This window comes from Mariprofundus sp. NF, assembly GCF_013387455.1.
In the GTDB taxonomy this organism is placed as follows: Bacteria; Pseudomonadota; Zetaproteobacteria; order Mariprofundales; family Mariprofundaceae; genus Mariprofundus.
In genome coordinates this window covers 16112-30302 of the sequence record NZ_VWNC01000008.1, presented here as the reverse complement: position 1 = coordinate 30302, position 14191 = coordinate 16112, and the positions used below count along the sequence as shown (strand labels likewise).

Genomic DNA, 14191 nt, shown 5'->3' with positions numbered 1-14191 from the left:
TACCAATCATTCATCTTATCTGTTTAATATGCGGTTTTTCATAAACAAGGGAGTCCCATGCGTCCATCGTTCAACCATATCATTGTGACCAGCCTGCTGTTGACCGCAATAGCCACGCCCACTGCTGCAGAGGAGATGGATCTTAAAGCAGCCATTGAAGCCGTTATTGAAAAACATCCGGAACTTCAGATAAGCCATCTGGACCAACGCATCGCCCAAACCGACAGTCGTCGCATTGAAGGCATGCTCGATCCAGTGGTCACAGCCCGCATCGGCGCCAGCGAAGAGACCACACCTACCACCAGCAGTTTTCAGCCTTCTGAAACAAGGCTTGGGCAGATCTCCGGCACGATCAGCAAACCACTGTCCAGCGGTGGCACACTCGGCGCCAATTTCAACTACAATCGCACCAGTCAGGCCTATGCCCCCTCGCCACTGGCGGCTCAGCTCTCAAGTTTTAATCCCGCCTATCGCAACCAGATTAATATCAACTACCGTCATCCACTGCTCAAAGGCAACGATCGCCCCGATTACGAACAGTCACTGATCGCCACTCAGGCAGGTGTCCGTGTCGCTGATATGCAGCAACTGATTACAGCCCGCACGCTGGCGCTTCAAGCCACCAATGCATGGTTCCAGCTTAGTTCGGATGATATCAATATCCGCATTGCTGAACAGGCGGTAAAACGGGCAAAAGCGCTGCTCAGTTATCAGCACACACGTGAAAAGTTCGGACTGATTGAGACAGCTGACCGTCTGCAGGCAGAAGCGCTGCTGGCGGCTCGCAAAACCGCCCTGCAGCGCGCCCATGGTCAGCGTGCAGCCAGCCTGAGCAATCTCAACAGGATGATGCTTCGTGCCCCCGATAGTGAAATATCCATCCAGATTGATTCGATCAGTGACGTTGCGACCCCCACCATGGCTGAGTCAGTTGCATTGGCAGAAGAGAAACGGGCTGAACTGAAGCTACTACAGGCTCAGATGGATGCGGCAGAGGCTCAGCTCACGATGGCTCGCGATGGTGATAAACTGCAACTTGATCTGGTCGCAGAACTGGGAACCCGCGCACTTAACAGCACGGCTGCCGGTGCTGCTGCCGGTGGTTTCACCATCAACGATCACTACGCCTCCCTCTCTGTTGAACTGAGTGAAGTTGTCGGCCGCAACAGTGCACGTGCTGCACTGGAGAAGGCGGTACTGCAACAGCAACGTGTTGCTGCTCAAAGGGTAAACACGCTGGAGCAGATCAGAAGTGACATATCGACAGCCATTACCTCACTGCGCTCAGGCAGACCTACCCTGCTGGCCGCCCGCAGACAGGCAGAGGCGGAGAAACGCAAATTCAGAGCCGAGATGAAACGTTATCGTGAAGGGCGCTCTGATACTGCCACGATCGTACAATTTGAAGGGGAACTGCGCAGCGCAGAGCTTAATGCCGACCTGCAGGCGCTTATTCTGCAGCTGGCAAACAAACAGCTCTTGTGGGCACAAGGAACACTTCTTGAATCACTGCATATCGATATCGCCAGCAGCAATGGACAATAAACCATGAAAAGTATCATCGCCTATTTCGTTAAACGCGGAGTAGTGGTCAATCTCATCTCCACGATCCTGCTGCTGGGAGGCATCTACGCTGCGACACAGATGCAGCGCGAGGCATTTCCGAGCATCAACTTTGATGTGATTGCTGTATCAGGTGCCTATCCGGGAGCCGCTCCGCGTGAAGTGGAACGACTTATGGTGGCTCCGATTGAGCAGGAGTTAAAAGGCATTGATGGAATCAATGTTATCCGCTCTACCGCCTACTCCGGCACCATGCAGATCACCATTGAGGTTGATCCCAATTTTGAGGACCGGGCAAGACTGGTATCTGACATTCAACAGGCTATTAATCGTGCTGATCTGCCTATCGACCTACCTGCCGATCCGATGATTATGGAGGTGAAGTCAGAGCAGACGCCGGTGCTCACCTTCTCGATTTTCGGTGATTTCAAACCACTGGCATTGAAAAAACTCAGTGGCAAAATTGAAGATGATGTGCGTGATGTTGATGGTGTTGCCAATGTCTTTGTGCAGGGTGATCGCAAGGAGGAGATTCGCATCGTTCCTGATCCTGAGAAGATGCGTAATAGCCGGATCTCTATCAACGATATTATGGCTCTGGTCAAAGGGTGGAATATCAATGCGCCCGGTGGGCGTCTGAAAGCCACTGATGGCCAGAGTATTATCCGTATTACAGGTGAGTTCGTCTCTGCTGAAGATGCAGGCAATCTGGTACTTCGAGCCAATGAACGAGGCCAGGCCCTCTATCTGAAAGATGTTGCCGAAGTCACCGAGACACTACAGCGACCTTACCGTTATGTAGCTGCCAAAGGTGACCCCGCCATCACCATGATCGTCATCAAAAAAGGTGATGCCGATATCATCACACTTGTCGATAAAGTGCGCAGCTACCTCGACAAGATTCCGGAAAAATATGGCGAAGAGGTTCATGTCAGCGTCTACAATGACTTCTCCACGATCACACGACTCAGGCTCGGCGTATTAACCAGTAACGGCACCATCGGCCTTGTACTGGTTCTGGCAATGCTCATGCTCTTTTTGCGCCCCGCTGTTGCACTTACCACAGCATGGGGACTGCCAATCATCTTCTTTGCCGGCATCGGCGTACTCTATTTTATGGGCATCACCCTCAATCTTCTGGTGATGTTCGGATTTATCATGGTGCTTGGCCTGATGGTGGATGATGCGATCATCATTGGTGAAAACACCACCTACCATATGGAGCGTGGCCTCTCACCCGAACAGGCAGCCATTGAAGGCACCTATGAGCTGATCGGGCCTGTTACAGCAACGGTGTTAACCACCATCGTAGCCTTTATGCCGCTTCTGTTTATGGATGGTATTATTGGCAAATTTATTGCCAATATCCCTCTGGTGGTTGTCATCCTGCTCGCCTTCTCATGGTTTGAAGCGATTTTCATCCTTCCCAATCACATCCGCGATGTAGCCAACCCGAACAAACATCCAAAAGAGCGGACCCTGTTTATCTGGATCACCAAGATCTACACCTGGATGCTGCAAAAAGCCGTGAAGCTGCGTTATCTGACCATCCTGCTGACTATTGCAGGTCTGCTTGGCAGCTTCGCTCTGGCCAGTACCATGAAATTTCAGCTCTTCCCATCCGGTGCTGAGACTACATTCTATCTTCGCGTGGCTGCGCCTACAGGTACAACCCTGGAGGAGATGCGTGATGAGCTAATTAAGCTGGATGTGGAGGTGCGCAAGCGTATTGATCCGGCCCTGCTTGAAACCACCACCATGATTGCCGGTGAGAATAGTGCTGATCAGCGGGAAGCGCTGAAACAGATTGGTGATCGCTTCGGCTTTGAACGTATTATTCTGATTCCGTTTACCGAGCGAGATGTCAAAGCCTACGACGTGATGAGTGTACTGGAGAAAGAGATACCACCACTGTTTCCGAAGATGGATATCAGTTTTGCCATGCAGAAACCCGGGCCACCCGTTGGCCGTGCCCTGCAGGTTGAGCTGACCGGTGGCGATGAGGCCACCATGACCGGTGTCGCCCAGCGGTTGATTACCATGCTGGAATCGATCAACGGTGTTTATGCTGTGGAGAGTGATCTGGAGCCGGGTGACCCTGAGATTCGCATTGTCATGGATCGTAAACTGGCAGCTTATGCGGGTGTCAATCTTGCAACAGCTGGCACCCATATCCGTGCAGCATTTGATGGTCTGAGAATCTCAACCATCAAACGCGGTAAAGAGGAGATTGATGTCACCATCCGCTATCCGGTAGAGGCACAGAGGGATATTAAAACCCTGATGAAACTGGAGATTCCCAACCAGCGTGGGGGCCTGATTCCGCTACATCGTATTGCCCATCTGGAGAGCAGACCCGGCACCAGCAGTATCCGTCACAAAGATGCACGACGTGTTATCAACGTCTCTGCTGAGGTGGATCAGAAAAACATGACCTCCAAAGAGCTCAATAGCATTGTCAGCCAGCGTAAAGCTGAATGGATGGGTGACGATGCATCTAGCGTGAAAGTGAACCTTGGTGGCGAAGAGGAGAAAACCCAGGAGTCTGTGCGCGGACTCATCTTCAGTTTTATTTTCGCGCTAATGGGAATCTTTGCCATTCTGGCGGTGCAGTTTAACCGTATTGGTTATCCAATCCTTGTCATGCTGGCGATTCCGTTTGGTGTTATCGGCATTGTCATCGGCTTCTTCGCCCATGGTGCGCCCCTCTCATTCATGGCCATGATGGGTTTTGTTGCCCTCACCGGCGTAGTGGTCAACTCCTCGCTGGTGATGGCGGTATTTATTCAACGCCAGATTCTTGATGGTGTGCCATGGCGGGAAGCGATCGTTGAGAGCGGCAAACGACGTCTGCGCGCGGTACTACTAACTGCTATCACCACTGTTGTGGGCCTATTACCCACTGCCTACGGCTGGGGCGGCCACGATCCATTTGTTGCACCCATGGCGCTGGCACTCTCCTGGGGTCTGATGTTCTCCACAGTGATCACACTCTTCTCCGTACCTGCTGCACTGGGCATTGCTCTGGATATCAAGCAGAAAACAGAGCGACTACTGGGCAGAGAGGTGACTGTAAAATAGTGTCACGGTTCGAACGGATCATGATTCACCGTGAATACCCGACTTTTTTACTTGTGTATTCTAAATGTTTTTTAATGCCATGTTCACCGCCCTCTCATTGCAATCATGCATAGTTCGGGCTGTCTGGTGTCACCCTCCCCTCCCTCCCCGGCATCAGGCACCCTCTATTAGAAAAGGCTCCGCATCAGCGGAGCCTTTTTTCGTTGGCTGAGCACGACAATTTTGCTCTCAACAGAGAAAACAGAGCTTGTCACATGAATGACGCATTTTGGCCTTATAATTGCTTAGTCTCATTCAGCCAATTGGCCAGAGATAGATCCGGCCCATCCATCTTTCCCCACTTCCCCACAATGGGTCGGATCTAAAAAGGCCCTGCTTACGCAGGGCCTTTTTTCTTTTACAAAACTAAATAGAGAGAGCCTTAATGATGCCCGCCCTCCTCTTCCAGCTCCTTGGCAAAGATGGCGCTGTTTTTGCCAATAATGGCGAGAAGAATAAATGAGTAGATGAAGGTGGAGAGCATGATCACACCGATCACAATCGCTGTGAACATCTCCATATGTTCAAAGCTAGAGGGGATCATCATCAGCATAACGATAGAGAGACCACCCTTGATACCGGCAAAGGTGAGTACACCCCACCAGCGGAAATTCACATTGGTCATCTTATCGGTGCGATTGGTAATAAAAGCGAACTTGGCCATCATCGCTGCACGAATCACGGTTGTAGCCAGGAACATCACCACAATTTCAGTTTTATATTTTAGCAGCAGCTCCATATCGATCATCTCTGCCATAGCTATAAACAGCATGGTATTGGCAACAATGGCCAGCAACTGCACATCCTCTTTGGTGCGCATATGGCGATCACGCTCCTCTACTGTCGCCTTGATGGTCTGAATGGCAGTCTGAATCAGTGAACGTGAAGTTTTCTCTGATGCAGATTCGCGCTCCAGCTCCGCCTCCTCTTTCTCCAGTCGCATATCATCATAGGCGATCGCCTTGGATAGGAAGTGGTGCACTGTCACGGTTGAGAAAATACAGGCCAGAATGCCGGAGAGATGCATATGTGAGTGACCACCAAAGAGGTTCAGAAGCACATAGAAATGCTCCGAGATCTCAAATGCTCCGTAACCGGTCAGAATCAGGATCAGCAGTTCAGCAATTCGATTATCGGTTGTCTTCATCGCCATCAGACCGATATAACCGATCAGCACACCCAGCACAGCCGATCCACCAACCACCACCAGAGAGGTTTGGGCTACATATCCGGCTGTGATCTCGCCACCATCGAGTGCATAGAGACCGATAAACACGAACACGATCAGGGCTGTTGCATCGTTAAACAGGCTTTCACCCTCACAGAGGATTTTGAGTTTGTGTGGCAGTTCGAATTTGGAGAAGATACTAACCACGGAGACAGGGTCGGTAGCCAGCACCATAGCAAATAGCATGATAATAGCAGCGGTGGAGAGGTTGTACTGACCAAACAGTGAATCACCAATCAACAGCGCGGTCAGCACCGAGAAAGAGACAGCTACTACAGCCAGATAGAAGAGACTCAGACCATGCTCTTTGAGATCATCCACCTTCAACTCCAGTGAATCACCAATCAACAGAATTGGAAGTAACAGGATCACCAGCGCTGCAAAATGTTCGGCATCGCCAGTGAGCATAAACAGGTCGCCGAAAATAAGATGGAAAACAAAACTAAGCCCGATCAATCCAACCGGAGAGGGTATTTTCACCTTGTCCTCAAGCTGTAGCGCCAGATAGAGAATAGCGGCTATCGACAGTACGGTAATAATCATATTCGGGTCCCTCCGTCATGAGTGTAAATATTGATTGAGCAAAAACTAGGCCATTTCCATCTCATTTACCCGCAGCAGTTTTAAATTCACGCAATAACCGTAACAAAAGCGTGCTTAAGGCCTATGTTCCTGTTCGAATACGCCTATGCGTGTTTCGTCAGAACCGTCCTCTTCAGAGCTAGCTGCCATCAAATGGAAGCAACACCTGATGCTACAACCTCCTGCAACTGCTTCAGGCTGCATCTGGGTGCATGCCTGCTCGGTTGGCGAAGTAGGTTCAGTCATGCCGCTGATCCGGGTTCTGCTTGATAGAGGGCACGATATTCATCTGACTGTAGTGACTGCAACCGGTTTTGCTCATGCTCACCGACTGCTTGGCAATCACATCTCCATCTCCTATCTGCCATGGGACCTGCCAACCCTGTTCAGCCGTTTTCTACGCACATTGAAACCTGCGCTGCTACTACTGGCTGAAACCGAGTTCTGGCCCGGTATGTTGCGAGCCTGTCACCGACAGAAGGTGCCGGTTATCGGTATCAATACACGTATCTCTGACCGTTCATTCCCCCGCTACCGTGCCAGCCGTTTTTTCTGGAGGCCGGTCTTAAAGCCTGTATCACTGTTTCTGGCTCAGAGTGAGATCGATGCAGAGCGACTGATAGCGATGGGTGTAAATCGTGAAAAGGTTCGCGTCGCGGGCAATCTTAAATACGCCATCACTGCACCTGAAGTCGATGCGGTCCAACTGCGCCAGCAGCTCGATGCCGGTGGCAACCGCCCTATCCTGCTGGTGGCCAGCACGCATGAGAAAGAGGATGAGAAGATCCTCGATATGTGGCCTGCCTGGCACGCCTGCTGTCCGGAACTATTAACAGTCATTGTGCCACGCCATCCCCAGCGTTTTGATCAGGTGGCTGAAAAAATACGAGAACGCGGCTTAAAGCTGAATCGCTGGTCTGCATTAGAGAATGAAAACTCTGATGCCTCTCGTCCTGATGTTATCCTGATTGATGCAATGGGGCTGCTAGGCAAACTCTATACAGTCGCTGATGCCGTGATCATTGCCGGAAGCCTGACCAATATCGGTGGCCATAACCCGCTGGAGGCAGCGATTTGCGGCCGCGGTGTGGTTACCGGACCCTACATACAGAATTTCCGTGATATTATGGATGTCATGAAAGCTGAACATGCAGCCATAGTTGCAGCAGATGACAACGAGCTGGAGAAGATCGTATCCCGACTACTCTCCCGTCCCAATGAGTTGCAGCAGCTCAATGGCAGTGCCGCACTCTTTATCCGCGATAAAAGCGAGGTACTGGCGCGTATCATGGCTGAGATAGAGCCATCACTGGCCGGACTAGAGAAGTCCTCTTGATCAGTCTGCACAGCCGTATTGAGCGTATCTGGTGGAGCAGGAGCAAACCACCGCTGCTGCTGCGTCTTTTTGAACCCGCCTACCGGGCCATCAATAGCATCAATCTCAATCGCCGCGCTGCGCAACAGACAGCGCCACCACTGCCACTGATATCAATCGGTAACATCACGGCCGGTGGCAGCGGTAAAACACCCTTTGCCATCTGGCTTGCCCACGCCCTGAAAGCCGAAGGTTATGCTCCGGTGCTGCTCTGTCGCGGTGATGGTGGCAGCAACTCCATGCCGACACTGGTTGATGCAGATGCTGATCCCGCAGTGGTTGGTGATGAAGCACGCCTGCTTGCTGATGTCTCAGGCTGCCCGGTCATCGCTTCAAGAGATCGTATCGCTGGCGCTCATATGGCCGAAGAGCTCGGTGATATCATTATTCTTGATGATGGCTTCCAGTACCGCCATCTGGCGCGCAGCTGTGACATTGTACTCATACCCTCTGAAGGGGTGGGAAACGGCCACCTGATCCCTGCTGGGCCCCTTCGTGAACCTGTTGATGCATTGGCCCGTGCCGATATTGTCATTCGCACCGGTAATGAAGCAGAGCAGGCCTTCTGCACGCCGATAGCCGTGGGTCGTGAATGGCGCTGGCAGAGCGCATCAGCAGGCCTTATCGATATCATGAACAGTGGGACTGAAGCACCTACCTCTCTCTATGCCGCCACAGCTATTGCCCGACCACAGCGCTTTTTCGACTCTCTTCGTACAAGTGGATTTGAACTGACCGGCTCAAGATCATTTCCCGATCACCACCGTTTCACTCAGTCCGAGGTTGATGAGCTCACGCAGCAGCCTGATGTCGCGGTCACGGCTAAAGATGCGGTCAAACTGGCCTCGCTATGGCCCAAAGAGAAGCCGCTCTGGTTACTTAAACTGCAAGGTAGTGGTGAACCCGGTCTGGTTGAAGCGATCATCCAACAACTGAATAAAGAGCCATAAAAAAACCGCCACAAGGGCGGTTTTTTTATAAGCTGATTTGTATCAGACTTTAGAAGCGTTCGAGAACCTTCTCATCCACGACAATCTCATAACGGTCACGAACCGATGCCATCCAGCGCGAGAAGCGTGCCTGCCCCTTGGCCTTTCTCAGCGAGGTAGTGACAGACTCTTTCTGCGCCTCGAACTCTTTCTCTTCAGGTGCAATCACCCTGTCAACGCGAACAACTGCAATACCTTGCGGCACGCTCAGGCTGCGATCTACCCAACCACCGGCCGGTGCACGGAAAGCCTGGGTCAGAAGATCACGGGTCAACCAGCTGGCCTGATCACCTACGCCATTACTGCGAATCGGTTTGGAGATGAATTTAGCCTGACCATATTTCTGAGCCAGCTTGTCCAGAGATTCACTACTGCTACGAATCTCATCAGCGAGCTTCACTGCCAGTTTGCGCGCTTCATCGCGACGGGCATCTTCCAGAGCACTGGCTGCCACCTTGGCGAACTCGATAACTTCAGGGTCAATGCGATCCAGCACTTCAAAGGCAATATAACGCCCTTTACCAGCATCCATAATCTCAACCGCCTGCCCCGGACTGGTAGCAAATACTTTACTGCGCACTTCTGCATCGAAGAGCAGTGGCTGAGCAATCGCCTCATCCAGACTTACCGGCTCAATATCCACTACCTTCAGGTTCATCGATTCAGCAGCAGCCTTGAGTGTACCCTCCATGCCCAGCGCATCATCAAGATCCTGTGAAATCTTATAGGTCTCATCAGCGGCACGCTGCTCTACAAGCTCAATACGCAGCCCCTCTTTGACCGAATCAAATGTTGTCACCTTAGCCGCACGCACATCATCCAGCTGAATCAGATGGAAACCGAATTCAGTTTCAACGATATCGCTGACATCACCCTTATCCATTGAGAAGACAACCTGATCAAAGGAGGCGGTCATCACACCCTGTTTAAACCAGCCCAGAGAACCACCCTTACTGGCAGATGTGTCATCAGAGAGATCTGCAGCTACAGTAGCAAACGGCTCACCCGCTTTGATGCGGGCCTGTGCCTTCTCGATCTTTGCACGCATTGAGAGGCGCAGCTCCTGAGAAGCATCACCGCTCACCTTGGCGAGAATATGCGATGCCTTACGACTCTCCTCTTCTGTGTAATCAGCCTTACGCTCTTCATAAATCTTACGCAGTTCAGCGTCATCTATAACCATATCAGCCGCAACCTCAGCAGGACTGATCTCCACAGCCGTAAGCTTGATGCGAACCGGCGACATATAACTATCTTTATGCGACTCGTACCAGGCTTTGGCAGCAGCCTCATCCACTTTTGCAGCTTTCATCTGAGTGTTGGGATCAACGATAATAGCAGAGAGCACACGCTGCTCATATTCACTGTTAAAGGCATCGCGAATCTCCTGCTCGCTAACCTGAACAGAGTCAGAAATCGCTTTCTGTACCGTATCAACCATGATGTTGATACGCATCTCCTGCTCAAACTCCTGTGCAGAGCCAAAGCCCATATTACGGGTCAGAATCTGGTAGCGTTGCGGGTCGAAGCGACCGGCAGCCTGAAAAGTCGGGTCGGACTGAACTGTAGCCAGCACCACAGCTTCAGGAGCATTGATGCCCAGCTGATTTGCCGTATCGATCATGATGTAGCGATTAACCATAGTCTGCACAGTGGTCTCTTTCAGATTCAGAGAGTTCATCAGATCCTTGGAGAACTGCGCACCGAGCATACGACGGTAGCTATCGAGCTGACGATTGTAGGCCGTGTAAAACTCATTCTGACCAATCGGTTTCTCATTGATGGTCGCTACAGGCGGATTCTGATCACCGGTGAAGTAGTCACCAACACCCCAGAGTACAAATGAGAGTGCGATACCGCCAAGTATAACTTTCGCGATCCAGCCTTGCGCATGATTACGCATCGATTCAAGCATGATAAACCCCGGTAAAAAAGTTAGGAGAACAGCAACCAACCAAGGTCATCGTTCCCCTGTAAAAATAAGGATTCGGGACGCTACCGAAGCAAGCTAGTTAGAGCAACGGGGTTGCTCTAAATTGTGCGATAGTCCAAATCAACCAGAGCAATGGGTAAAACTCACCTGCCCCCATCCCTAATGCATGTGATGTAGCCTTAGTTTAACGGACACCTTTCACTCTCATCTTGCGGCCTCCTAATAGAGGGGCTAAGCTAGAAATAGGCGTAAAAAAAGCGCGTGAAAGAAACACCCACCTTCATGACGCACATTATCCTGTTTTTTTATTTGACGATTACGCTGCAAAAGCAAGGGATTGATTGGTAGCTATAAACTCTGCAGTCCCTCGCAAATCAAGGAGAGTAACATGTGGAACAGCCATAAAAAACTACTCGCTGTGATTGCAATAGCAGCATTCTATCTGGTACCGACCTATGCACAGGCAGGAACTACCAAATATCTCTTAAAACAAGGCTATTTCATCGACATGCAAGGTCCTAATGGAGGCTATGTGCTTGTTTATGGTAATAATAATTGTGTCAAAAACAAATTCCCTTGGGGAACAAAGGTTGTGCAGCAGCCCGATAAAACGCTGAAAATCGTTAACAACTCGGGAGGTGTGATGGCCCACGTGGACAAACCGATCTCTATCCACACAAATCCCCCATCTTTAACCTGCGTAAAGGAGCTTCCTCCTGATATAAGGCTGGATGGTAAACTGCCTGAATCTGGTGCCGGGCATCAATCTGGAGGAGCCGAAGTTGAAGGGATGAGGGGGCGCGACATTGGTCAATAAATAACCGATATTGACCAGTAGACAACCAACAGACATGGCATCTAAGAAATGCGGCATGAACAATAAAGATCAGATCTTACCATGACATGTTTATTGGAATTATCTGACCGCGAGGCTTCTTATAATCACTTCCGGTCATTGGCTCATTAGCCAATGTGTAGGCTCGTTCTGTCAATATCTACCGTCTCGAAAAAAGGACTACAAAAAAGGGCGGCCCTTTCGGAACCGCCCTTCTTATTTCATCAGTGATGAAACGACTGATATAAAACCAACTCAGATGAGTGGTTTTACATACCCATGCCGCCCATACCACCCATGCCGCCCATGTCTGGTGCGCCACCGGCTGCAGCTGGTGCAGGGATATCTGCAATCATCGCTTCAGTGGTAATCAGCAGACCAGCAATAGATGCTGCATACTGCAGAGCTGAACGGGTTACCTTAGTCGGGTCAATAACACCCATCTTCACCAGATCGCCGTACTCTTCTGTCTGTGCGTTATAGCCGAAGTGGCCAGTACCGTTGGCGACTTCGTTCACTACAACAGAAGCTTCACCGCCACCGTTGGTTACGATCTGACGCAGAGGCTCTTCAAGGGCCCTGCGAATGATCTTCACACCGGTATCTTCGTCGTGGTTGATGCCAGATACATCATCCAGAGCCTTACGAGCACGCAGCAGCGCTACGCCACCACCGGCAACAATACCCTCTTCAACAGCAGCACGGGTTGCGTGCAGTGCATCATCAACGCGGTCTTTCTTCTCTTTCATCGCAACTTCGGTAGCAGCACCGACTTTGATCACAGCAACACCGCCAGCCAGTTTGGCCAGACGCTCCTGCATCTTCTCTTTGTCGTAATCAGAAGTGGAGTCTTCAACCTGTTTGCGGATCAGTGTAACACGAGCTTCGATTGCACTCTTGTCACCTGAACCGTCGACGATGGTTGTTGCATCCTTAGTAATCTTCACATTGGCTGCAGTACCCAGATCTTCCAGAGTAACATTTTCCAGTTTCAGACCGAGATCTTCAGAGATCACTTTACCACCGCTCAGGATAGCCATGTCTTCCATCATCGCCTTACGACGATCGCCGAAGCCAGGTGCCTTCACAGCAGCAACGTTTACTACGCCACGAACCTTGTTCACAACCAGAGTTGCCAGAGCTTCACCTTCGATATCTTCAGCGATAATCAGCAGAGGTTTACCGGTACGTGCAACCGCTTCCAGAACTGGCAGCAGCTCGCGCATGTTAGAGATCTTCTTCTCGAACAGCAGGATGTATGGGTGATCCAGAGTCGCTTCCATGCGCTCGGTATCGGTTACGAAGTAAGGCGAGAGGTAACCACGGTCAAACTGCATGCCTTCAACAACGTCCAGCTCTGTCTCCAGGCCTTTCGCTTCTTCAACAGTGATCACGCCCTCTTTACCAACCTTGTCCATTGCATCTGCAATGATCTTGCCGATTTCAGAATCGCCATTGGCAGAGATGGTGCCAACCTGAGAGATCTCTTCCTGATTCTGAACTTCGTTGGAAAGCTTAGCCAGCTCAGCAACAACAGCAGTAACCGCTTTATCGATACCGCGTTTCAGATCCATCGGGTTCATGCCAGCTGCAACAGCCTTAACGCCCTCTTTTGCAATCGACTGAGCCAGTACAGTTGCAGTGGTGGTGCCGTCACCTGCGATATCCGCAGTTTTGGAAGCCACCTCTTTCACCATCTGTGCGCCCATGTTCTCGAACTTATCTTCCAGCTCGATCTCTTTGGCAACAGAAACGCCATCTTTAGTGATGGTTGGTGCGCCCCATGCTTTATCCAGGACTACGTTACGGCCTTTGGGGCCGAGTGTTACTTTTACTGCGTCAGCGAGTTTGTTTACACCGATCATCATCTGAGCGCGTGCGTCTTCACCGAATTGAATGTCTTTAGCCATTCTTCAATCTCCTAATAATCTAAATATCTTTAAAATATGCGATTCGCCAACCACAGTGGCTGGCCAACCCAAAACTATTTCGACTGAACCTTATTAAGACTCAATCACACCCAGGATGTCGTCTTCACGCATCATCAGGAATGCTTCGCCGTCGAGCTTGATCTCGGTACCTGCATAGGTAGAGAAGATGACTGTGTCGCCCTCTTTCACATCCAGCGGACGTACTTCACCGTTCTCAAGGCTTTTGCCTCTACCAGTGGCAATCACTTTGCCCTGCACTGGTTTCTCTTTAGCGGAATCAGGAATAATGATGCCACCTGCGGATTTTTCTTCCTCGTCCAGACGACGGACGATTACGCGATCATGTAAAGGGCGAACCTTTGTTGTCATCGTTGTTTCTCCTTCAATAATTAATATTGGAAACTGGTATAAAAGAATCGGCAATAGCCGACTCAACTCCCTTTATGGGGGCAGACTGAAATCGTTTCAACCCCCCAAGTGCATTTTTCTGGCACTCTCCAAAAGGGAGTGCCAATAGTGGGAAGAAGGCCTCCTCTGTCAACGTCTGTTTAATAGAGTAAAAGATGACTCGGCTTGATCAGTTGACGGCGGCTCTCTGCGGCCCTACAAATCACCTATGTCAAAAGAGAACCCTG

9 protein-coding genes are annotated in these 14191 nt (G+C 50.7%); 5 read left to right on the top strand and 4 right to left on the bottom strand.

Features of this window, described 5'->3' with window-relative positions:
- Nucleotides 1-57: 57 nt before the first annotated feature.
- Entirely contained in the window at nt 58-1545 is a 1488-nt protein-coding gene (locus F3F96_RS10895; protein ID WP_176963307.1) for a TolC family protein, read from the top strand.
- Between the two features lie 3 nt (nt 1546-1548).
- Nucleotides 1549-4644 (top strand): efflux RND transporter permease subunit, encoded by a 3096-nt coding sequence (locus F3F96_RS10890; protein WP_176963306.1) that lies wholly within the window; start codon nt 1549-1551, stop codon nt 4642-4644.
- A 421-nt stretch (nt 4645-5065) separates the two neighbouring features.
- Here the strand turns inward: F3F96_RS10890 and F3F96_RS10885 are convergent, their stop codons facing one another.
- On the bottom strand, nt 5066-6454 hold the full coding sequence (locus F3F96_RS10885) for a sodium:proton antiporter (RefSeq protein WP_176963305.1): 1389 nt from the start codon (nt 6452-6454) through the stop codon (nt 5066-5068).
- 145 nt (nt 6455-6599) lie between these two features.
- Here F3F96_RS10885 and F3F96_RS10880 point away from each other — a divergent pair, with 145 nt between their 5' ends.
- Nucleotides 6600-7829, top strand: a complete 1230-nt coding sequence (locus tag F3F96_RS10880) for a 3-deoxy-D-manno-octulosonic acid transferase (RefSeq protein ID WP_255461343.1) — start codon at nt 6600-6602, stop codon at nt 7827-7829.
- Nucleotides 7826-8818, top strand: a complete 993-nt coding sequence (gene lpxK, locus F3F96_RS10875) for a tetraacyldisaccharide 4'-kinase (RefSeq protein ID WP_176963303.1) — start codon at nt 7826-7828, stop codon at nt 8816-8818. The genes F3F96_RS10880 and lpxK overlap by 4 nt, the downstream gene beginning before the upstream one ends.
- Nucleotides 8819-8867: 49 nt before the next feature.
- On the opposite strand, the gene F3F96_RS10870 is transcribed toward lpxK, so the two are convergent.
- Nucleotides 8868-10772, bottom strand: coding sequence for a SurA N-terminal domain-containing protein (locus tag F3F96_RS10870; protein ID WP_176963302.1), 1905 nt, complete (start codon nt 10770-10772; stop codon nt 8868-8870).
- A 406-nt stretch (nt 10773-11178) separates the two neighbouring features.
- Here F3F96_RS10870 and F3F96_RS10865 point away from each other — a divergent pair, with 406 nt between their 5' ends.
- The gene (locus tag F3F96_RS10865) at nt 11179-11607 is read left to right on the top strand and encodes a hypothetical protein (RefSeq protein ID WP_176963301.1); all 429 of its coding nucleotides are present in this window, start codon (nt 11179-11181) and stop codon (nt 11605-11607) included.
- A gap of 287 nt (nt 11608-11894) precedes the next feature.
- Here F3F96_RS10865 and groL read toward each other — a convergent pair whose 3' ends face one another.
- Together groL and groES are read right to left on the bottom strand one after the other, a co-directional pair.
- Nucleotides 11895-13535 (bottom strand): chaperonin GroEL, encoded by a 1641-nt coding sequence (groL, locus tag F3F96_RS10860; protein ID WP_176963300.1) that lies wholly within the window; start codon nt 13533-13535, stop codon nt 11895-11897.
- 93 nt (nt 13536-13628) lie between these two features.
- Nucleotides 13629-13925 (bottom strand): co-chaperone GroES, encoded by a 297-nt coding sequence (gene groES / locus F3F96_RS10855; RefSeq protein ID WP_176963299.1) that lies wholly within the window; start codon nt 13923-13925, stop codon nt 13629-13631.
- Nucleotides 13926-14191: the final 266 nt, after the last annotated feature.

Excerpts from the sequence above, each read along its gene's own strand:
- F3F96_RS10895 (WP_176963307.1), top strand. The coding sequence starts at position 58 with ATGCGTCCATCGTTCAACCATATCATTGTGACCAGCCTGCTGTTGACC.
- F3F96_RS10890 (WP_176963306.1), top strand. The coding sequence starts at position 1,549 with ATGAAAAGTATCATCGCCTATTTCGTTAAACGCGGAGTAGTGGTCAAT.
- F3F96_RS10885 (WP_176963305.1), bottom strand. The coding sequence starts at position 6,454 with ATGATTATTACCGTACTGTCGATAGCCGCTATTCTCTATCTGGCGCTA.
- F3F96_RS10880 (WP_255461343.1), top strand. The coding sequence starts at position 6,600 with ATGCGTGTTTCGTCAGAACCGTCCTCTTCAGAGCTAGCTGCCATCAAA.
- F3F96_RS10870 (WP_176963302.1), bottom strand. The coding sequence starts at position 10,772 with ATGCTTGAATCGATGCGTAATCATGCGCAAGGCTGGATCGCGAAAGTT.
- F3F96_RS10865 (WP_176963301.1), top strand. The coding sequence starts at position 11,179 with ATGTGGAACAGCCATAAAAAACTACTCGCTGTGATTGCAATAGCAGCA.
- groL (WP_176963300.1), bottom strand. The coding sequence starts at position 13,535 with ATGGCTAAAGACATTCAATTCGGTGAAGACGCACGCGCTCAGATGATG.
- groES (WP_176963299.1), bottom strand. The coding sequence starts at position 13,925 with ATGACAACAAAGGTTCGCCCTTTACATGATCGCGTAATCGTCCGTCGT.